Source organism: Micromonospora sp. WMMD1155 (assembly GCF_029581275.1).
In the GTDB taxonomy this organism is placed as follows: domain Bacteria; phylum Actinomycetota; class Actinomycetes; order Mycobacteriales; family Micromonosporaceae; genus Micromonospora.
Window position 1 is genome coordinate 1,089,174 of sequence record NZ_CP120742.1, and the last position, 21,188, is coordinate 1,110,361.

A 21,188-nucleotide genomic window follows, 5' to 3' on the forward strand; every position below is an offset into this window, starting at 1 on the left:
GAAGCAACTTGGCTGCGCCGTGGCGGCGACGGGGGTTCGTTCCCTCGACGCCGGGAGAACGAGGATGGGCACATGAGCGACTGGACTGCCTTCGGACGGGTGGACGCGGACGGCACCGTGTACGTCAAGACCACCGAGGGCGAGCGGGTGGTCGGATCCTGGCAGGCGGGTGCGCCGGAGGAAGGTCTGGCACACTTCGCGCGCCGCTTCGCCGATCTGGTCACCGAGGTGGACCTGACGGAAGCACGGCTCAAGTCGGGTGCGGCGGATGCCGGGCACTCGTTGAGCACGATCCGGCGGATCCGCACCACGCTGCCCGAGGCCAACGTGGTCGGCGACATCGACGCCCTGACCGCGCGTCTGGACAAGCTGGCGACCTTCGCCGAGGAGAAGGCCGGCGAGGCGCGCGCCGCCCGGGACGCCGCACGCGGCGAGGCCCTGGCCCGCAAGACGGCATTGGTCGAGGAGGCCGAGAAGCTGGCCGCCGAGTCCACCGGTTGGAAGACCGCCGGGGACCGGCTCAAGGAGATCCTCGACGAGTGGAAGACCATCCGTGGGGTCGACAAGAAGGCCGACGGTGAGCTGTGGAAGCGGTTCGCCGCCGCCCGGGACGGCTTCACCCGACGCCGCGGCGCCCACTTCGCCTCCCTGGACTCGCAGCGCAAGCAGGCGCAGACCGCCAAGGAGGAGCTGGTCGCCCAGGCGGAGAAGCTTCAGGACTCCACCGACTGGGCCGCCACCGCCAACCAGCTCAAGGACCTGATGACCCAGTGGAAGGCCGCGCCGCGCGCCTCCAAGGAGGCCGAGCAGAAGCTCTGGGAACGGTTCCGGGGTGCGCAGGACGCCTTCTTCAGCCGCCGCAGTGAGGTCTTCTCCGCCCGGGACAACGAGCAGCGCGGCAACCTGGAGCGCAAGCAGGCCCTCCTCGCCGAGGCCGAGGCGTTGGACGTCGACGCCGACCCGAAGGGCGCCCAGGCCAAGCTGCGGGAGATCCAGGCACAGTGGCACGAGGCCGGCCGGGTCCCGCGCGAGGCGGCAGCCGGGCTGGAGCGCCGACTGCGCGCCATCGACGACAAGGTCCGTGACGTGATGGACTCGGCGTGGCGTCGCACCACCAAGGAAGACAACCCGCTGCTCGCCCAGATGCGGGCACAGGTGGCGGAAGCCGAGGACCGGCTGGCCCGGGCGCAGAGCGCCGGGGACGCCCGCCGGATCAAGGAAGCCGAGCAGGCGCTCGCCTCCAAGCGGCAGTTCCTCCAGCTCGCCGAGCAGGCCGGGTGAGCTGACCTCCTCCGGAGCCCCCGGCCCCCCGTTCCGGGGACCGGGGGCTCCCGCGTACCCAGGCGCCTGCGCCCCGTTTCACATCGCCCAACGCCGCCCCGAGCAATCCCGTGCCACGCCGCGCCGCCGCCACGCCGCGCCGCCGCCCCGCCGCTCCAACGCCACGCCGCGCCGCGCCGCACCGCTCCAAGATCCGCGCAACTTCCCGGATGTTGCTGCATCCGACGCGCGGGAAGCAGCAACATCCCTGATGTTGCGCGGATCTCGGCGGCGACGAGCGCGCTGGAACGGTCGGGAAGGGGTTCAGGCGTCGGCGTCAGTCAAGGTCGCGCTCGATCCTTGATGTAGTGGTCTCCGTCGCACGCCAGGCCACTACATCCAGGATCGAGCGCGATCATGGGGTGGGGCGCTGAGTGACGAGCCGGTGCGCCCGGGCACGGTGAAACTCAGCAGCGCGAGCTACTGAGTGGCGAGGCGGTGCGCGAGGCATCGGCCGCCCTGACCATTTACATGCATGCTCTTCTATGCTTTCATCAGGAAAGCGCTTGCCTCACTGTCGGCGGGCGTAAGCGCGGGAGCCGCTTTCCTTCACGAACCTGCACCGGCGGGCCCGAGGACCACTGGTCCCGGCCGACCTCGCCGCCCACGGGCATGGGCGACGCGACGGTCCGTCCGCCTCATCGAAAGGGAGCAGCATGCGCACAGGACGGCGTCGAACGACGCTGATCGCCACCACCGCGGCAGCCACCGCAACCCTGGTCACCGCAGGTCTGCTGACCTCGGTCTCCGCCCAGGCGGCCGCCGGCTGCCAGGTGGCCTACTCGGTCGCCAGCCAGTGGCCGGGCGGCTTCACCGGCAACGTCACGGTCACCAACCTGGGCGACCCGGTCTCCGGGTGGACGCTGCGGTGGTCGTACGGGGCCGGCCAGCAGACCAGCCAGGCGTGGGGCGCGACAATCTCGCAGAGCGGCAGCCAGGTCTCCGCGACGAACGTCGACTACAACGGCAACCTGGCCACCAACGGCACCGCCTCGTTCGGCTTCAACGCGAGCTGGAACAACTCCAGCAACCCCGCCCCGACCAGCTTCACCCTGAACAACGTCGCCTGCACCGGCGGCACCACCCCGACGACGCCGCCCAGCACCCCACCGCCGACCACCCCGCCGCCGTCGAGCACCCCACCGCCGACCACCCCGCAGCCGTCGAACCTGGTCGGCTGGGCCACCCAGAACGGCGGTACCACCGGCGGTGGCAACGCCGGCACCACCACCGTCAGCAACGCCTCCGGCCTGACCAGCGCACTGAACGCGACAGGGGCGGCGGTGATCCGGGTGACCGGGACCATCACCTGCTCGGGCATGCTGCGGGTCCGATCCAACAAGACCATCATCGGCAACTACGGTGCGACGATCGTCGGCTGCGGTCTCAACATCAACGGTGACCGCAACGTGATCATCCGCAACCTGACCTTCCGCAACTGGAACGACGACGCGATCAACGTCCAGGAGTCGGCCACCAACATCTGGATCGACCACAACACCTTCAGCAACGGGTACGACGGCGCGGTCGACATCAAGCGCGGCTCGGACTTCGTCACCGTCTCGTGGAACCGGGTCTTCAGCCACGACAAGACCATGCTGCTCGGCCACAGCGACGACAACGCCGGCCAGGACGTCGGTCACCTGCGGGTGAGCTACCACCACAACTACTTCGACGGCAGCAACCAACGCAACCCCCGGGTGCGCTTCGGCAACCCGGTACACGTCTACAACAACTACTACCGGGCCAACGGTGGCTACGGCGTCGCGTCCACCGAGAACGCCGGTGTGCTCGTCGAGGGCAACTACTTCGAGAACGTCGACGACCCGTACCACCGTGGTGAGGGTGACTCCGGGCCCGGCGGCCTGGTCGCCCGCAACAACCACTTCGTCGACTCGCCCACCGGCCAGGCCGGTGGCAGCGTGGCGAGCATCCCCTACTCCTACCAGCTGGACACCGCGAGCAACGTCAAGTCCATCGTGACGGCGGGCGCGGGCGCCGGCAAGATCACCATCTGACCGCGGAAGGGCCTCTCGACGAGGGGCCCTTCCGTCCCGTCAGTGCGCGGCGCAGCCCGCCGTGGGCGCGGGCACGACCGGCGGTGCGCCGATCGTCGGCATCCCCAACAACACCCCGGGGGTACGCGGAGAGCGCCCCGCCTCGGCCGCGTCGCCGGCCCGGGTACGCCGGTGTGCCACCAGCGCCCCGTCGGCGTTGAGGTGGTGCGGTGCCGCGTACGTGATGGTGGTGTGCACGATGTCGCCCGGGCGGATCCGCTCGGCGAGTGACTCCCCGCCGGGGCCCTCGGTCGCGAAGTGCACCAGCCGACCGTCGCGGGCCCGGCCGGACATCCGGCCGGTGCGCTCGTCCTTGCGGCCCTCTCCGACGGCGACCAGCACCTCGACGGTCTCGCCCACCAGGCGCTTGTTCTCCGCCCAGGTGATCTCCTCGACGGTCGCGACCAGCCGCTCGTAGCGCTCCTGCACGACCTGCTTGGGCAGTTGGTCGTCCATCGTCGCGGCCGGGGTGCCGGGCCGCTTCGAGTACTGGAAGGTGAAGGCCGAGGAGAACCGCGCCTCGCGGACCACGTCCAGGGTGCGCTGGAAGTCGGCCTCGGTCTCGCCGGGGAAGCCGACGATGATGTCGGTGGTGATCGCCGCGTCCGGCATCGCCGCCCGGACCTTCTCGATGATCCCGAGGTAACGCTCGGAGCGGTAGGACCGGCGCATCGCCTTCAGCACGTCGTCGGAGCCGGACTGCAACGGCATGTGCAGCGAGTGGCAGACGTTGGGCGTCTCGGCCATCGCGGCGATCACGTCGTCGGTGAAGTCCTTCGGGTGCGGGCTGGTGAACCGGACCCGCTCCAACCCGTCGATGTCGCCACAGGCGCGCAGCAACTTGCCGAACGCGTACCGGTCGCCGAACTCGACGCCGTAGGAGTTGACGTTCTGCCCGAGCAGCGTCACCTCCAGCACACCCTCGTCGACCAGGGCGCGTACCTCGGAGAGGATGTCGCCGGGCCGTCGGTCCTTCTCCTTGCCGCGCAGCGCCGGCACGATGCAGAAGGTGCAGGTGTTGTTGCACCCCACCGAGATCGACACCCAACCGGCGTACGTGGACTCGCGGCGGGTGGGCAGCGTGGAGGGGAAGACGTCGAGGGACTCCAGGATCTCCACCTCGGCGGCGGCGTTGTGCCGGGCCCGCTCCAGCAGCACCGGCAGCGCGCCGATGTTGTGGGTGCCGAACACCACGTCGACCCAGGGCGCCTTGCGGACGATGTCGCCCCGGTCCTTCTGGGCCAGGCAGCCGCCGACCGCGATCTGCATCCCGGGGTGCTTGTCCTTCACCGGGCGCAGGCGACCGAGGTTGCCGTAGAGCCGGTTGTCCGCGTTCTCCCGCACCGCGCAGGTGTTGAAGACGACGATGTCCGGGGTGTCGTCGGCGGGCAGCGCGCGCACGTAGCCGGCCTGTTCGAGCAGCCCGGAGATGCGCTCGGAATCGTGCACGTTCATCTGGCAGCCGTACGTCACGACGTTGTAGGTCCTAGCCACCCTCTTGGTGCCCCTTCCCCTCGGGCTACCAGGGTAGCGGCCCGTTCGGTGGGCCCCACCCACCGGCATTGACCCGGTGGCCCATGGCGGGCATCCACGACGGGCAGTACGCTGCACAACAAGAATGTGTTCTGGGCGATTTCGGGGGCTTTGCACTCGGCGCCGACGATGCGCGGCTCCGTTCACGGGGGAGCACATGACGACCCGCGGGAGGCCAACCGTGACGCGACAAGATGCGGCACAGCGCACCGTCACCACCCCGGACGGGCGGCACCTCGCGGTGGAGACCTCCGGCTCACCGGACGGGCCCGCGGTCTTCCTGCTGCACGGCACCCCGGGCAGTCGCAGCGGCCCCCGGCCACGGGGCATCGTCGTCTACCGCCTCGGCGTGCACCTCGTCTGCTACGACCGGCCCGGTTACGGCGACTCCGACCGGCACGAGGGTCGGCGGGTGGCCGACGCGGCGGCCGACGTGGCGGCGATCGCCGACCAGCTCGGCATCGAACGGTTCGCGGTGGTGGGTCGGTCCGGTGGCGGCCCGCACGCCCTGGCCTGCGCGGCGCTGCTGCCCGACCGGGTCACCCGGGCCGCCGTGCTGGTGGGGCTCGCCCCGGCCGGCGCACCCGACCTGGACTGGTACGCGGGCATGGCGGAATCGAACATCGAGGACTACGGGCAGGCCGACGAGGACCTGGCCGAGCTGACCCTCAACCTGAAGGTGCGCGCCGACGAGGCCCGGCGGGACCCGATGACGCTGCTGGAGTTCCTCCGCCCCCAGTTGCCGGAGGAGGACATCCGGGTGGTCGACGACATCGCGATCCGCCGGCTCCTCACCGACATGTACTCCGAGGCGCTGCGGCACGGCCCCGAGGGCTGGATCGACGACGTGTTGGCGATCCGACGCGGCTGGGGGTTCGACCTGGGCGCCATCCAGGCGGAGGTCCGGCTCTGGCACGGCGAGCAGGACCGTTTCTCCCCGGTGGAGCACTCCCACTGGCTCGCCTCGCGGATCTCCCGCGCCGAGGTCCAGGTGCAGCCCGGGGCCGCGCACTTCGGTGCGGTGGAGATCCTGCCGCAGACCCTGAGCTGGCTGGCCCGGCCGGACCTGGCGACCAGCCCGCGCCTCTGACCGGCACGGGCCCGGACCGGCACGGGCCCAGACCGGCACGGGCCCAGACCGGCACGGGCCCAGACCGGCACGGGCCCAGACCGGCACGGGCCCAGACCGGCACGGGCCCAGACCGGCACGGGCCCAGACCGGCACGGGCCCAGACCGGCAGGCGGGACGGCGGGCCGGGCCCGCCCCGCCCGTCGGACCAGCCCGGTCAGCCGGACCAGCCCGGTCAGATCGTGTGCGGGTCGATCACCCGGACCACGAACCGCCGCTCGCGCAGGGTCTGCACGGTCGGATGCTCCGGGCCGATCACCTCGGCCAGCCGGTCCGCCACGTCGCCGACGTCCTCGCCCGCCGCCTCGCCGCCGACCCGCCTCGACACCAGGGCGAGATCACCGAGACACCGCAGCGTGTCCGGGTGCTCCGCGCCGATCACCGCGGCCAGACGACCGGCGGTCTCCCGCAGGCGGTCCCGGGCCGACTCCCACTCCCCCTCCTCGGCGAGGCAGACCGCGTGGTTCACCTCCGCCGCCAGGGTGTGCGGGTGGTCGGGGCCGAGCACCTTGCGCAGCTCACCGGACGCCTGGGCGGCCGACGCGCGCGCGTCCGACCTGCGCCCGACCGAGCGCTCGGCGGCGGAGATGTTGCTCAGCGTGGCAAGGGTGTGCGGGTGTTCGGCACCGAGGTGCAGTTGCTCCTCGTACGACTGCCGGACCGCGGTCATCTCGGTGAGCGCCCGGGCGCCGTCGCCGACGGCCAGCAGGTTCGCCGCGCGACTCGACCGGCACGCCACCGTGTCCGGGTTGTCCGGGCCGAACCGTTCGTCGAGTTCCCGGTAGGCCGTCTCGAACATCGGCGCGGCCTCCGCTCCCCGGCCCGCGCTGCGCAGTGACACCGCCAGGTTGACCTGCGCGGCGAGACTCTGGCCGTCGTCCGGCCCGAGCACCTCGCAGTACGTCTCGTAGACGGTGCGCAGCAGGGTCGCCGACCTCTCGTACTCGCCGGCCTCCCGCAGGTCGCTCCCCAGCCGCACGGCGGAGACGAGAGTGTACGGGTGGGTGGGGCCGAGCACCAGTCGCCGCCGTTGGTGCACCTCGTCGTCCCACCGCCGGGCGGCCCGGTAGTCGCCGACCAGCCGGTACGAGACGGCGAGGTTGTTGGCGGCGCTCAACGTCCGGGGGTGGTCCTCGCCGAACACCTGGAGCCAGGAGGCGTAGGTGGACCGGTCCCGTTCCAGCGCCTCGGCGTAGCGGCCGAGCGCGCGCAGGTCACCGCCGAGGCTGCCGGCGGTCATCAGACTGTGCGGGTGCATCGGGCCCAGCAGTCGGCGTTGCTCGGCCAGCACCGCCTCGTCCAGGTCCCGGGCCTCTTCGAACCGGCCCAGGCTGCGCAGGATGTTCGCCCGGTTGAACCTCAGGTGCAGCAACTGCCGGCCCAACGCCGACGCCTCGGTCTCGTCCGGCGTGTCGGCGAGCCGCGCCGTCCAGGTGTCGTCGACCTCCTGGCTGAACACGTCGGCCTGGTCCAGACCACCGCGCTGCCACAGATACCGAACCCGGTCGATCAGCAGTTGGCACACCGACTCGTCCGGGCAGGTCAGCGCCTCGGAGACCTCCAGGTGGGGCCAGAGCATGCGCAACCGGGCCCAGGTGCTCGGGTCGTCCACGTCGCCACGGGGCCGGGACGCGGCCAGCACCAGGTGCACCTGGTGTCGGGCGGCGGCGATCTCGTCCTCGGTCATCCGGTCGCGGACCACCGCCTGCAACAACCGGTGCACCTGGACCCGGCCGCCCTGCACGTCGAGTTTGAGCAGCGCCAACCGGTTGATCTGCTGGACCAGCGCACCGCGCACCAGCCGCTCCGACACCGACGGGTCGAACGGCACGAGGGCCGCCGCCATCTCGTCGCTGTAGATGAGTTCCAGCGAGATCTCCGGGGCCAGCACCGAGCAGAGCTGCAACAGCCGGTACGCGGCCGGTGCCTGTTCGAGCAGCCGGTTCAGCGACAGGTCCCAGGTGGCCTCGACGGAGAGGGCGCTCGGGCCGTGCCGCTCGATCTGCCGCAGGTAGTCGCCGACCGACGTGCCGGTGTCGGCGAGCCAGGCGCCCGCGGCGGCCACCGCGATCGGCAGGTCGCCGAGCGCCTCGGCCACCCGGTCGGCCTCCTCGGCGCTGATCGTGGGCACCCGCTGGGCGAGGTGCGCGACGCTCTCGGTGCGGTCGAAGACGTCCACCTGGATCGGGTTCGCCCGGTCCCCCCAGGCGCGGTTGCGGGAGGTCAGCAGGACGTGCCCGGGGCCCTGGGGCAGGAATGGCTCGATCTGGTCGAGCTCCTCGGCGTTGTCGAGCACGACGAGCCACCGCTCGTACGGCTCGCCCCGGCCGAGCACCTGCAGCACGGACCGGACCGTGTCCGGCAGAGTCGGCCCGGCGAGGATGCCGAGGCGACCGGCGAGGTCGGCCAGGGCGGTGTCGACGAACTGCGGCGGGTCCGCCACGATCCACCACACCACGTCGTACGCGGCCTTGAACCGGTGCACGTACTCCAGGGCCACCTGTGTCTTACCGACGCCGCCCATGCCCTGCAGGGCGACCGGCAGCACCACCGCGCTGCCCCCGCTCTGCAGTTGCGCGCGCAACCGGGCCAGGTCGTCCTCCCGGCCGGTGAACCGGGCGTTCCGGTTGGGCGCGTTGAAGATCAACGGTTCGGCGCCGGGGAACCGGGTGCTGCCGCCCGCCGGGCCGTCCGCCGACGACGGCACCGGCCGACCGACCAGCCGCAACACCCGCTCCACGGCGGTCGCCGCGCTCACGTTGACCAGGTTGGTGGAACTCTGCGAGGGGAACTCCGCCAGCGGACGCAGGTCGGCGACGTACACGGCGAGAGCCGTGGATCCGGTGCTCGTGTCGCGAGCGGGCAGACCGCCGGACGGCGTCGCCACATAGGCCGGTGAGACCACGGTCAGCGTGCGCGGTGCCGGCGTACCGGCGGAGCCGACGGCGGCCGCCGGATCGACCACCCGCAGCCCGGCCGAGCTGAGCACCCGTTCCAGCCACTCGGCCCAGATGGCGTCCTCCGGCGCGCAGCGGAGCACGATCTGGTCGTCGATCGCCTCGGTGCGTCGGCGGAAGCGGGCCTTGCCGCGCTCCCGCACCGACTCGTCCATCACCGGCAGCGCGGTCACCGCGCCGTCGGTGAGGATCCCGGTCAACGTCTCGAACGCGGCCAGCAGCGACGTCGGCGAGCCGGGCGGGTCGCCGAACGTGGCGAGGGTCTCCTCGTACGCGTAGAACGGCCGGTACGGGACCTCGACGGCGGCCCAGTAGCGCCGCCGTTCGGCCTCGGTCATGCCGGCCGGCAACCCGGCGAACCGGCGCATGGCCAGCAGACGCCCCGCCTCGGCCCGCTCCTTCTCGGCCTGGTCGACCCGCATCGGGACGGGCAGGACCCGGATGTCGCGCCGCCGGTACCGGTCCCGTACCGAGTGCGCCACCCGGGCCGCGCCCTCGATGCCCTGGTCGCTGAGCGTGAAGCAGTCGACAAGGGTGTCCGGCAGGTGCAGGGTGCAGATGTCGGCGACGTCGCTCAGCCCCGTCCGGCTGTCGATCAGGGTGAAGTCGTAATGGCGCTTCATGTCCGCGCGCAGCGCCTCGAAGAACTGCGCGCCGCCCAACCGGTTGTAGAAGTTATCCCAGTCCAGCCCGCTGACCGAGACGGCGTAGTCGCTGTTCTGCCGGCCCGCGGAGAGGAAGTCGAGGCCACCGCCGTTCGGGAAGTTCCAGCGCAGCGAGAACGCGTGTCGGCCGACCCGGGCGTACTGCTCCATCCAGCGGTCCGGTCGGTCGTCGACCCGGGTGGTCTCCCACTCGTAGTCGCGGATCATGTCGATCACACCGCTGGTGCCCTGGATCGCCTCGGCGTCGAGGAACGGGTGGAAGAAGCGGTGCAGGCCGGGCGATTCGAGGTCCCAGTCGGCGACCAGCACCCGCCGACCGCTGGCCGCGAGGATCCAGGCCACGTTGGCCAGCGCCATCGTCCGGCCCGTCCCACCCTTGAACGAGTAGAAGGTGACGACCTGCCCGTCGCGATCGTTGCTCATCGGTCTTCTCCGTGGGGACGCAGTGGGGCCGCACCATCGGGCCCGGACGCGGGGTCGGTGGGGGCGGCCGGGCCGGTGGCGGACAGGCCGTCACGCAGGCTCGGCACCGGCTCGGGCGGCGGTTCGAAGGGGACCACCGGGCCGTACTTGAGGAACTGACGGCGGGCCTCGGTGACCAGCGCCGGCATCAGGTCGACGAACTCCGGCACGGTGCAGGCGCGCTTGACCTGGGGCAGACCGGCGTCGTGCAGCAGTCGGGTCACCTCGGTCGCCCACCGGTCGGCGTCCTGGGTGTCGTCGTCGTCGGTGACCACCAGTGGGACGACCCACTCCCGCAGGCCGCGCAGCATGCCGGCCAGAGTTCGGGCTCCGTCCGGCGCCGCCGCGATCCACGGGTCGACCAGCAGCACGGCGGGCCGCCGACCGAGCAGCCCGGCGGCCTGCGCGAAGTCGGCCGTGCGGGCCGACAGCCCGAGTCGTTCGGCGGTGCTGGCCGCGTACTCGGCGGCGGGCAACTCCTGGCGACGCCCGTACGGCCGCCAGAGCCGGCCGCTGGCCGCGTAACCGGCGGGGTCGCGGTCGGCCGGGAGGTGGTCCCGGGTCGGGGCCAGCACGGCGACGACGAAGTCCGGGTCGGTCGTCCCCGGGCGGACGACCTCGTCGAGGCTCGGCGCGCGGGACGGACCCAGCGGCCGCCGCTCGGCGGTGTGCACTATCCGGCCGGCCAGGCGACTCAGCAGAAGCTCGTACTGCTCCCGGTAGGGGGCCAGCATGCAGAAGGCGCGCAGACCGTCCTCGGCGTACGCCGGGACGTCGCGACCCAGGTCCAGCGCGCCGTCCAACTCCGGATGGGACTCCCACGGGGGGAACGGGATCCACAGCACCGGCAGGAGGTGACCGGCGGTGAGCCGGGCCGACCCGGCGGCGGCCAGCCGGGCCCGGAAGGACTCCTGCTCCCCCAACGCCCAGGGACGACTGAAGTAGCCGGGTGAGTAGAGCGGGACGAAGACCTCGGCGTCGCCGAGCGCCTCGGCGAGAGCCGCCTTCCAGTCGGCCCCCAGCGGGATGTTCTGGTCGAAGAAGCCGATCCGCATCCCCGCCACCGGTCGCGCCTGCCGACGCACCTCGTCCGTCAGGTCGGCGAAGAACTGGCCGACCCACACGTCGGCGTCGGCGCGGGCGCCCGGCGGCGGGGCCGAATGCGCGTAGCTGAGGAAGAAGTACGTTCCTCGCGACGCCGGTCGACGGCGGTCCGCCGGCGGGCTCATCCCGGCTCCTCGGCGAACCTGTTGCACAGCTCGTCCACGCTCTCCGGCACCCAGGGCTCCACCAGGTACGACCGGTGGATGGCCACGATCCGCTGGGCGAGTCGCCAGACCACCGCCCGGTACGCGTTCTCCCACTGCATGGTCAGCAAGCCGTAGACCCCATCCCGTTGGTAGTGCGCCGCGATGTCGGGATCCGGCATCGCGGTCGGGGTGAACCGTTGGATGTCGCGGAGCACCCGGGGCAGCGCCGTGCCGTTCGTCGGCGACCAGGTGACCGGCACGATCGCCGTCTCGTGGGGCGAGGCGGAGCTGTGCCGCGGGACGATCCGTCGGCGGGAGAACGCGTCCCACTCGCGACCACACCACGCGCTGCCGATCAGCGCGCTGGACACCAGCGGGACGAAGACCTGGCAGGTGCCGGCGGCCTGGAGAAGCTCCGGGCTCCACCGTTCACCACCGGCGATGGAGGTGTCCAGGAAGCCGGCGTCCACACCGGTCACCGGGCCGACCAGCTCACTGACGTGGACGGAGACGTCCTCGAAGAACCGCGAGACGTACTCGGCGGGTTTGCCGGTGGCCCGGCCGATCGGCGCGCGCGAGTAGCTGATGAAGAAGAGCGGGGCGCGCGACCCGGAGGGTGCGTCCACTGTGCTCACCGCTGCCCCTCCGCCCTCCCCACGCGGCCGGACCATCAGCGTAGTCCCCGCGTCAACGTCGCACCGCCAACCGGTTCGCCGCGAACCAGCCGACCGCGAAGTCCACTGCGGCACGCGCCGGCAGCAGCCGGGCCTCGGCCCGACCGACCCGACCGCGCTGGACGAAGGGCATGTCGTCGAGGGCGGCACCGACCTGGGGGAAGTCGGTGTCGTCCAGGTCGAGCGCGCGGAAGTCGAGTCGGACCCGACGCCCGTCGACCAGCCGGAAGCAGTGGTAGTCACGCTCGGGCGGCGGCACCGGCAGCCGGTACTCGGCCAGGTGCAGAGCGCTGCACGAGTCGTAGCCCGCGCCGAGCAGCAGGATCTGCCCGTCGGCCGCGTACAGGTTGCCGACCGGTGAGCGTTCCCCCAGGTGGCAGGTGAGCTCGTGGCCGTCGGTGAGCTGCCGGGCCCGAGGGCCGAGCGCCGCGAACGAGGTCTGCGGATGGTCGCTGCGCACCGCACCGGGAGCGCAGCGGACGTACTCGGCGAGCGCGCCCATCCGCTGCGAGGGGGTGGTTCGCCGGTCCCAGCCCGGCAGCGCCGCCTCGTAGCGCTCGCGTTGCGCCCGATCCATGCCGGCGACGGCGGCCAGGTGCACTCGGGAGGTGGTCGAGTTGCCGTCCGTCTGGGTGGGCACCAGCAGCGTCCCGGCCGGGCCGAGGACGTCCCGCAGGGCCCCGGCGAGGGTCGCCGGGCCGTGCTCCAACGGGCCCACCCGACGCAGACCGCAGTGCACCACGAGGCACGCACCCGGGCGGACTCCCAGCGCCCGCAGGTCGTCGGCCAGGCGAAGCCGGCCCAGCACGGGCCACGGCCGCTCATCGGGACCCGACACAGGTCTCCTCCAGGGCATGACGCAACCGCTCGACGAACCGCTCACCGGCGGCGGTGAGCGAACGGCTGGCCAGCAGCGCGTCGGCACCGTCACGGGTCCACGCGAGGTAGCGGTCGGCGTGCTCCGCCGCGCTCCCGCCGTCGGCCGCCGCCCGGGCCCGCCACACCTGGGTGACGGCCAGGTGGGCGTACACCCCCTGGAGGACGCCCTCGGGCGGCCGCGGGTCGGGACGCCAGGGCACCCGGATCACCGTGCCCTGACCCGGCACGACCAGGTCGTACCGGTCGAGCACCGCGCCCAGCTTCGCGTGCTGCCATTCGTGCACCAGCAGCACCGCCACCGTCTCCGCGTCCGGGTGGACGGTGACGGCGACCGCACCGAACGCGTGCCGGGCGGTCGCGCTCCGCAGGGGCCGGCTCGGATCGGGCGACAGCGGCACGACGGCCCGCAGGGCGCCGTCGAGCGCCGCCAGGTGCGCCGGCACGTCGCGGTGCATGATCTGCCAGGCCTCGGCGAGGGTACGGCCCAACGCCCGCGCGGCCGAGGGCGTGAGGCCGGGCGCGACCGGCTGGCCGTAGCAGTCCCGGTAGGGGTCGTCGTCCTCGATGAGCAACCGTCCGGCGGGCACCGGCACGTCGCGGGTCGGCCGCCAACCCGTCGACGGCTCGCTCCGGTCGAGGTGCACCGTCCGGTCCGCCGACCCACAGCGGACCCGGAAACCCCCGGGCCGGACGGTCACCTCGGCACTCCCCCGCAGGCCGGACAGCACCAGGCTGCCGAGCGTGGGCAGCGTGATCACGTCAGGTCGCACCGGAACATCCACTGTGACGGGCACGCCCGCCCGGACGGCGGCGGCGACGGCGAGGGCCGGTAGCGGGTCGACAGCCGCGCGGACACCGGACCCGACCGACGGGTCGAGGCGATGCACCAACCACGGGCGGATGAAGGGATGCTCCAGGACCGCTCGGACCGCCGTCGGCGCCGTCACCTCGAGGTCGGCGAGCACCTCCCAGGCGGCGGTGGGGCCGGACACCTCCCGGCAGGCGGCCACCAACATCCGGGTGATGGCGACCTGGTCGTCGGCGAGCCGTCGGACGGTCCGCGGCGACCCGTGCCCGGTCGCCAGGTCGTCCAGCAGCTCGTCGACGGACGAGGGGGCGGACCACTCGTGGGCGGGCTTCGCGTACGCGTCCACGCCCTCGATGAGGCGCAACAGGTCGGCGCAGTAGACCGAGGGGTTGTCGAAGCCGGTGCCGGTGCGCCACCGATGGGCGTACAGCCCGCCACCGCACCTGTCGACCACCGGGCAGGCCCGGCAGGTCCCGCAGAGCCCCTCCACGCCCTCCTGACGGACGGCGACCCCGGGGTGCCGGGCGGCCTCGTCCACCGACTGGTCGAACACGTCGAACCCGGTGCCGGCCGCGCCGTGGTACGCCGTCTTCAACGAGTCGACCTGCTCCCAACTGCCGTCCGCCTCGACCACCAGCACGTCGGCCGGCGCGAGACCGAACGCCTCGGTGCCCCCGCCACCCGGGCGCAGCGCCTCGAACAGCCGGATCGACCCGGGGCGACCGTCGTCCACCCACCTCCGGTGGATCCGGAGAAGCCAGTCCGCGTACGGCGTGGCGCCGGGGCCGGGCCGCTGCGGTGGGTTGTCCCAGGTGGCGTGCGGCAGCAGCAGGTCCACCCGGGGTGGGCTCTCGGCCAGCAGCGCCTCGTACACCCGGTCCGGGTCGTTGTGGACGTCGACGGTGCAGAGGATGCCGGCGTAGCTGCCACGGAACTCCGGTTGCCGGAGCAGGGCCAGCGCACGTCGGACGTGGTCGTGGCTGCTGCCGCCGTGGGCGAAGACCCGGTGCCGGTCGTTGGCGGCGCGATCGCCGTCGAACGACACGCCGACCCGGACGCCGTACTCCACGAGCAGCCGGCACAGCTCCTCGTCGAGCAGCACGCCGTTGGTCTGCATGCGCAGGTCGAGCCGCGTCCACGGGCTGATCGCCGACCGCAGCTCGGTCAGCACCTCACGCAGCCCGGCGGCGCCCAGCAACAGCGGCTCACCCCCGTGCAGCACCACGTGCACGACCGGTAACCCGTGTTCGCGGGCGTGCTCGGCGATGCGCCGCGCGGCGGCCCGGACGGTGGCCGGCGACATCCGCACCGGTCGGTCCCGCCACGTCTGGTCGGCGTGCTGGTAGACGTAGCAGTGGTCGCAGCTGAGGTCGCACCGACTGTGCACCTTCAGCACGAACTGGCTGACCCGCCGGCAGGATCCATCCGTTCCGGACGCACCGCACCGACAGGTCATCGCTCAGATGGACGAGTTGAAGGCGGCGACGGGCACACTGCCGGACGGCATGGACTGGCCGACGACCCGACGGCGCACCGCCTCGACCAGCTCGGCGTGCTCGACGGCGATCCGTTCCAGTGGGGTGTGCAGGCTACGGGTGAGGTCGTCCAGGTCGGGACGGGATGAGCGGGTGGGGGCGTGGTCCACAATGAGTCTCCGGGGGCCCGGGGCGCTGGGAGCGCGAGCGACGACAATGGCTCGAAAGGCTCTGGTCCGTGACCAGGATAGACAAATATCGACCAAGTGTCACCGTCGGTACAGTCGTCGGCACCACGGGTGGCAGACCGCCGGGCCGACAGAGGAGGAGCGCACATGTGCCGGAGCATCAAGACGTTGCGTGAACCGTTCACCCCGCAGGTGACGGACGCGGATGTCGAGGCGGCGGCGTTGCAGTACGTCCGGAAGATCTCTGGCTTCCGGGCGCCCGCCGCGCACAACGCCGCCGCGTTCGACGCCGCGGTGGCCGCCGTGGCCGAGGCGACGCGCACCCTGCTCGACCAACTGGTGGTGCGGGGCGCCGGTTCGGGCACCTCGGACCGGCCGGCCACCGCCTCCCACTGACCGCCGCCCCGGCCCGACCTCGGAGAGGTCAGGCCGCGGCGAGCGCGGGAAGGATGGTGTCCGGCGCCCAGCGCGAGCGGTGGCACTGCGACCAGCCCCGGCAACCCGGGTCGCCCAGCGTGCAGAGCCGCTTGCGGGTGAGCACCTCACCGTCGTCGGTGTCCCGCACGTCGAAGTGCACCGGACGGACCGTGCCGTCCGGGGCCACGAGCAGGTGCCGGCCCGCGTCGAGCGTGTCGTCGCGCAACAGGCAGTTGCGGCCCAGCAGTCGCGCGAGCGCGGCGATGCTGGCGTGCTCGGGGAGCCGCTCGGGCACCCCGTAGATGTCGATCACTGTCGCGAACTCGCCTGGCGCCTCCCAGACGTCGCACACCACCGCGTACGCCGGCAGCCGGGCCGGATCGGCCACCGCCAACGGCATCACCACCCGACCAATGGCCTCGGCCAGCGCCGGGTAGACCTGGACGGGCTGAGCCCCGTCGATTCTCCAGTTCCACAGCTCGGTCATTTCGCCTCCTCGCTGCGTTCGTCCCCACCGGCCTCCGGATCGGGCCTTACTGACGATGGTGGAGGGCATTTGACCCCAGCCGGGCGCAAGTTACCGGTCTGTGACCATTCCGGGCAAAATTTCCCTGAGCGGCATTGCTCGGAGTAGCGGGAAGGTGACAGTTTATCGGGTACGGTGCGCCGGCCGCACCACCGGGCGCCGCGTGTCCTCACGTTCCTCGCCGCCGCGGCCACGTGCTACGGATCGGTCAGCGCAGGACGACCAGGTGCTCCCCGCGCGGCAGCAACTCGCCCACCACCGGGGCGCCCGGCACCTCCCCGGCCACCAGCAGGCCGCCGGAGGTCTGCGCGTCGGCCAGCAGCAGCCGGTCGTCCGCCCCGGCGGAGCCGAAGTCGGTCCACGGCGTCACCCACGCCAGGTTGCGCTGGCTGCCACCGCTGACGTAGCCGTCGCGCAACGCCTCCCGGGCGCCCTCCAGGTACGGCACCCGGGCCGTGTCGATGGCCACCGTGAGCTGACTGGCCCGCGCCAGCTTCGAGGCGTGCCCGAGCAGACCGAACCCGGTCACGTCGGTGCCGCACCGGATGCCGGCAGCGACCGCCGCGCGGGCGGCGTCCCGGTTGAGCGCACTCATCGACGCCACCGCCTGCGGGAAGCTCTCACCGGTGTTCTTGTGCCGGGTGTTCAACACACCCACCCCGAGCGGCTTCGTCAGCGACAACGGCAGGCCGGCCCGCCCGGCGTCCAGGGTGATCAGCTCTTCGGGCCGGACCGTGCCGGTGACCGCCAGCCCGTACTTCGGGCCGTCGTCGTCCACGCTGTGCCCACCCGCCAGGTGACAGCCGGCCTCCCGCGCCACGTCCTGCCCCCCGCGCAGCACCTCGCCCGCCAACTCCATCGGCAGCACGTCCCGTGGCCAGCAGAGCAGGTTGAGCGCCACCAACGGGGTGCCGCCCATCGCGTACACGTCGGAGAGCGCGTTCGCCGCGGCGATCCGACCCCAGTCGTACGCGTCGTCGACCACCGGAGTGAAGAAGTCGGCGGTGCTGACCAGACCGGTCCGCTCGTCGAGGCGTACCACCGCCGCGTCGTCGCCGTGATCCAGCCCGACCAGCAACTCGGCGGTGCCGGTCGCCGGGCCGAGACCGGCCACCATGATCTCCAACTCCCCCGGAGGGATCTTGCAGGCGCAGCCACCGCCGCGGGCGTAACGAGTCAGCCGTACCGGTTCGGTCATTCCCTCATGATCTCGACAACGCGCCACGATCGCTACCGCCGCCGCCCAGACGGTGACCGAAATCGGACCCGCGGCGACGATCGGGACCGGTGTTACCGCTCCGTGACCCGCTGAGTTGCATTCCGCCACATCAGGCCGCCTACAGTGGCCGCACCGGGGGTCAACCGACCCCGATCCGGGAGACGACAGGGGACGGTGGACGACGTGACGACGGGCGAACCGCTCATCGTGCTGGACGCGGTCAACAAGTGGTTCGGGCCGCTGCACGTGCTGGACGACGTCTCGCTGTCGGTGGGTCGGGGCGAGGTGGTCGTGGTGATCGGCCCGTCCGGCTCCGGCAAGTCGACGCTGTGCCGCACCATCAACCGACTCGAGCCGATCAACTCCGGCACCATCACCTTCGACGGCCAGCTGCTGCCGGCCGAGGGCAAGCCCCTCGCGAAGCTGCGCAGCGAGGTGGGGATGGTCTTCCAGTCCTTCAACCTCTTCGCGCACAAGACCATCCTGGAGAACGTCACCCTCGGCCCGATCAAGGTCCGCAAGGAGAAGCCGGCCGCAGCCCGTGAGCGCGGCCTGGCTCTGCTCGACCGGGTCGGCATCGCCAACCAGGCGGACAAGTTCCCGGCCCAGCTCTCCGGCGGGCAGCAGCAGCGGGCGGCCATCGCCCGGGCGCTGGCCATGCAGCCCAAGGCGATGCTCTTCGACGAGCCCACCAGCGCCCTGGACCCGGAGATGGTCGGCGAGGTGCTGGACGTGATGACCTCGCTGGCCAGCGACGGCATGACGATGGTCGTGGTCACGCACGAGATGGGCTTCGCGCGGCACGCCGCCAACCGGGTCATCTTCATGGCTGACGGCAAGCTCGTCGAGGACGCCTCCCCGGCGGAGTTCTTCGAGAACCCGCGCAGCGACCGGGCGAAGGACTTCCTCTCCAAAATCCTCACGCACTAGGCGTCCGTAGTGGAGCGCGCCGCACCTCGGTGGGCTCCGTTGAAGAAGGAGAAGAGTATGCGTATGAAGCGCGTGGCGGCGGTCGCCATGATGGCCTCCCTCGCCCTGTCGGCCGCCGCGTGTGGCAAGGAGGGTGAGCCGACCCCGAGCGCGGGCGGCAGCGCCTCCGGTGCCGCCCAGTCGGACACCTGCAAGAGCTCCGGCGCGACCTTCACCCCGAAGACCGACGCGGCCATCACCGGCAGCCCGACCTTCGAGAAGATCAAGACCGCCGGCAAGGTCTCCGTCGGGGTCAAGTTCGACCAGCCGAACCTCGGCTACAAGGACGCCCAGGGCAAGCGGTGCGGCTTCGACATCGAGATCGCCCAGTACGTGGCGAGCACGCTGGGCATCGACCCGGCGAAGATCGAGTACAAGGAGATCGCGTCGGCCAACCGGGAGACCGCGATCAAGGGTGGTGAGGTCGACTACTACGTCGGCACCTACTCGATCACCGACAAGCGCAAGAACGACATCTCCTTCGCCGGCCCGTACTTCGTTGCCGGCCAGGACCTGCTGGTCCGCAAGGACGAGTCGTCGATCACCGGCAAGGACACCCTCAAGGGCAAGAAGGTCTGCTCGGCCACCGGCTCGACCCCGATCCAGAAGGTCCGCGACGAGGGTCTGACCGAACCGAACAACATCGTCGAGTTCAAGACCTACTCGGAGTGCGTCTCGCAGCTGCTCGACAAGAAGGTCGACGCCGTCACCACCGACGACGCCATCCTCAAGGGCTACGCGGCGCAGAGCCCGGGCGAGCTGAAGGTCGTCGGCCAGCCGTTCAGCACCGAGAAGTACGGCATCGGCCTGCCGAAGGACGACAAGGCGCTGCGCGACTACGTCAACAACCAGATCGAGGCGTCGTTCGGCAACGGCACCTGGCAGAAGATCTACGACGGCACGCTCGGCCTGTCCGGCTCGGCCGGCACCCCGCCCACCCTCGAGCGGTACTGATCAACCGGTTCGACACGAGTGGTGACGCCGGACGGGGCTCGTCCCCGTCCGGCGTCCGTCCGAGGACTGAGAGCGAGGCATGGGCGAGTTCTTCCGCGTACTGACGGACAACGGGCAACTGTTCGTTGACGGGTTCACCAACACCGTCAAACTTTTCCTGATCGCCGCGGTCGGCAGCCTCGTCCTCGGCACGCTGCTCGGCGCGATGCGGGTCTCCCCCGTGCCGGCGCTGCGCGCGTTCGGCGCCACGTACGTCAACCTGGTGCGCAACACCCCTCTGACGCTGGTCTTCGCGTTCCTCGTGTTCGCGGTGCCGAAGCTGGACGTCAACATCGACTACTTCGCCAGCGCCACCATCGCGCTGACCGTCTACACCTCCGCCTTCGTGTGCGAGGTGATCCGCTCCGGTGTGAACACGGTCGCCGCCGGTCAGGCCGAGGCAGCCCGCGCGCTCGGCATGACCTTCGGTCAGGTGCTCACGCTCATCGTGCTGCCGCAGGCGTTGCGGGCGATGGTCCCGCCGATGGTGAGCGTGTTCATCGCGATGCTGAAGAACACCACCATCGCCGCCGGTTTCTCGGTGCTGGAAGCCGGCGCGATCCCCGCGTACATGGCTGAGCGAGGCGAGCCGCAGTTCGCCGTCCTGCTCTGGATCACCATCGGCTTCCTGATCCTGATTCTGCCGCTGGTGGCGTTGCAGCGGTTCCTGGAGCGCAAGTGGAGGGTGGCCCGATGAGTGAGTTGACGAGCCGGGTCGTCGCGAGCGGAAGGTGGCAGAGTTGAGCCAGGCGTCGATCCTCTACGACCTGCCCGGGCCTCGCGCCAAGCGGCGTAACGCGATCCTGGGCGTCGCCTCCACGGTCGGCATCATCGCTCTCATCGCCTTCATCGGCTACAAGTTCGCCGACACGGGTCAGTTCGAGGCTCGCAAGTGGGAGCAGTTCCAGTACGCCTCTGTGCAACGCGAACTGCTCGGGGGCCTGGGGGCAACGCTCAAGGCGGCCGGCATCGCCGCGGTCCTGGCGCTGATCTTCGGCGCGTTCTTCGCCAGTGCCCGACTGAGCGACAAGTGGTATCTGCGTAGCCCGGCGACCTTCGTCGTGGAGCTGTTCCGGGCGATCCCCCTGCTCATCCTGATCTTCTTCGGCTATTACGTGCCGCTGCAGTACGGCTGGTCGATCGACAAGCTGTGGGCGCTGGTCATCGGGCTGGTGCTCTACAACGGCTCGGTGCTCGCGGAGATCTTCCGGGCCGGCATCAACGCCGTCCCGTACGGGCAGACCGAGGGCGCCTACGCGGTCGGCATGCGCAAGAACCAGGTGCTGCGGCTGATCCTGCTGCCGCAGGCGGTGCGGTCGATGCTCCCGGCGATCGTCAGTCAGCTCGTCGTGCTGCTCAAGGACACCGCGCTGGGCTTCATCATCACGTACCCCGAACTGCTCTTCGTGGGTAAGCAGATCGGCGGCCGGTTACCGTTCGGGCTGCCGTACGTGCCGACGTATCTGATCGTGGCGGCGATCTACATCGCCATCTGCGGTGCGCTGTCGGTCCTGGCCTGGTGGTTGCAGAAGCGGATGGGCCGGAGCCGGCGTACCGCGGCGAAGGTGCTGCCCTCGCAGGACGTGGGCGATGCCGCCGGCCGGATGGTGTGACCGTTCGGTCGTGTTGCCGGACCACGAAGCGAGGTCCTCGACATCCGCCGAAGC

Annotated in this window: 17 protein-coding genes; 8 read left to right on the top strand and 9 right to left on the bottom strand. The window is 71.5% G+C overall.

The genetic code is table 11. The annotated features are described in order from the left end of the window. Positions 1-72: 72 nt before the first annotated feature. Both O7617_RS04725 and O7617_RS04730 read left to right on the top strand, forming a co-directional pair. A complete protein-coding gene (locus O7617_RS04725; RefSeq protein ID WP_282261770.1) occupies positions 73-1,281 on the top strand; it encodes a DUF349 domain-containing protein in 1,209 nt (402 codons plus the stop codon). A gap of 695 nt (positions 1,282-1,976) precedes the next feature. Further along, complete coding sequence (locus O7617_RS04730) at positions 1,977-3,338, top strand: cellulose binding domain-containing protein (RefSeq protein WP_282261771.1); 1,362 nt, start codon at positions 1,977-1,979, stop codon at positions 3,336-3,338. A gap of 39 nt (positions 3,339-3,377) precedes the next feature. Here the strand turns inward: O7617_RS04730 and miaB are convergent, their stop codons facing one another. Next, entirely contained in the window at positions 3,378-4,871 is a 1,494-nt protein-coding gene (gene miaB / locus O7617_RS04735; RefSeq protein ID WP_282261772.1) for a tRNA (N6-isopentenyl adenosine(37)-C2)-methylthiotransferase MiaB, read from the bottom strand. Positions 4,872-5,091: 220 nt separating this feature from the next. Here miaB and O7617_RS04740 point away from each other — a divergent pair, with 220 nt between their 5' ends. Beyond that, the gene (locus O7617_RS04740) at positions 5,092-6,000 is read left to right on the top strand and encodes an alpha/beta hydrolase (protein WP_282261773.1); all 909 of its coding nucleotides are present in this window, start codon (positions 5,092-5,094) and stop codon (positions 5,998-6,000) included. A 214-nt stretch (positions 6,001-6,214) separates the two neighbouring features. Here the strand turns inward: O7617_RS04740 and fxsT are convergent, their stop codons facing one another. The 6 genes from fxsT to O7617_RS04770 all read right to left on the bottom strand — a co-directional run bounded on the left by fxsT (position 6,215) and on the right by O7617_RS04770 (position 15,379). Beyond that, positions 6,215-10,084, bottom strand: coding sequence for an FxSxx-COOH system tetratricopeptide repeat protein (gene fxsT / locus O7617_RS04745; protein ID WP_282261774.1), 3,870 nt, complete (start codon positions 10,082-10,084; stop codon positions 6,215-6,217). After that, positions 10,081-11,352, bottom strand: a complete 1,272-nt coding sequence (locus tag O7617_RS04750) for a TIR-like protein FxsC (RefSeq protein ID WP_282261775.1) — start codon at positions 11,350-11,352, stop codon at positions 10,081-10,083. The genes fxsT and O7617_RS04750 overlap by 4 nt, the downstream gene beginning before the upstream one ends. After that, positions 11,349-12,008 (bottom strand): TIR-like protein FxsC, encoded by a 660-nt coding sequence (locus tag O7617_RS04755; protein WP_282261777.1) that lies wholly within the window; start codon positions 12,006-12,008, stop codon positions 11,349-11,351. Before O7617_RS04755 ends, O7617_RS04750 begins: the two co-directional genes overlap by 4 nt. A gap of 52 nt (positions 12,009-12,060) precedes the next feature. After that, positions 12,061-12,885 carry an AAC(3) family N-acetyltransferase gene (locus O7617_RS04760; protein WP_282261778.1) on the bottom strand — a complete coding sequence of 275 codons (825 nt, stop codon included), beginning with the start codon at positions 12,883-12,885 and terminating at the stop codon, positions 12,061-12,063. After that, a complete protein-coding gene (locus O7617_RS04765) occupies positions 12,869-15,130 on the bottom strand; it encodes an FxsB family cyclophane-forming radical SAM/SPASM peptide maturase (protein ID WP_282261779.1) in 2,262 nt (753 codons plus the stop codon). The genes O7617_RS04760 and O7617_RS04765 overlap by 17 nt, the downstream gene beginning before the upstream one ends. Before the next feature lie 63 nt (positions 15,131-15,193). Beyond that, on the bottom strand, positions 15,194-15,379 hold the full coding sequence (locus tag O7617_RS04770) for a hypothetical protein (RefSeq protein ID WP_282261782.1): 186 nt from the start codon (positions 15,377-15,379) through the stop codon (positions 15,194-15,196). A gap of 165 nt (positions 15,380-15,544) precedes the next feature. On the opposite strand from O7617_RS04770, the gene O7617_RS04775 reads away from it, so the two are divergent. Then, a complete protein-coding gene (locus tag O7617_RS04775; RefSeq protein ID WP_282261784.1) occupies positions 15,545-15,793 on the top strand; it encodes a DUF2277 family protein in 249 nt (82 codons plus the stop codon). 28 nt (positions 15,794-15,821) lie between these two features. Here O7617_RS04775 and O7617_RS04780 read toward each other — a convergent pair whose 3' ends face one another. Then, entirely contained in the window at positions 15,822-16,301 is a 480-nt protein-coding gene (locus tag O7617_RS04780; protein WP_282261785.1) for a hypothetical protein, read from the bottom strand. 247 nt (positions 16,302-16,548) lie between these two features. Further along, positions 16,549-17,538, bottom strand: a complete 990-nt coding sequence (selD, locus tag O7617_RS04785) for a selenide, water dikinase SelD (protein WP_282261786.1) — start codon at positions 17,536-17,538, stop codon at positions 16,549-16,551. Between the two features lie 195 nt (positions 17,539-17,733). Between selD and O7617_RS04790 the strand changes: the two genes are divergently transcribed. The 4 genes from O7617_RS04790 (at position 17,734) to O7617_RS04805 (ending at position 21,134) form a co-directional block, all read left to right on the top strand. Further along, complete coding sequence (locus tag O7617_RS04790) at positions 17,734-18,489, top strand: amino acid ABC transporter ATP-binding protein (RefSeq protein ID WP_282261787.1); 756 nt, start codon at positions 17,734-17,736, stop codon at positions 18,487-18,489. Positions 18,490-18,546: 57 nt separating this feature from the next. Further along, a complete protein-coding gene (locus tag O7617_RS04795; RefSeq protein ID WP_282261788.1) occupies positions 18,547-19,482 on the top strand; it encodes a glutamate ABC transporter substrate-binding protein in 936 nt (311 codons plus the stop codon). A 79-nt stretch (positions 19,483-19,561) separates the two neighbouring features. Beyond that, positions 19,562-20,218, top strand: a complete 657-nt coding sequence (locus O7617_RS04800) for an amino acid ABC transporter permease (protein WP_282261789.1) — start codon at positions 19,562-19,564, stop codon at positions 20,216-20,218. Positions 20,219-20,252: 34 nt separating this feature from the next. Beyond that, entirely contained in the window at positions 20,253-21,134 is an 882-nt protein-coding gene (locus tag O7617_RS04805; RefSeq protein WP_282261790.1) for an amino acid ABC transporter permease, read from the top strand. Positions 21,135-21,188 lie beyond the last annotated feature (54 nt).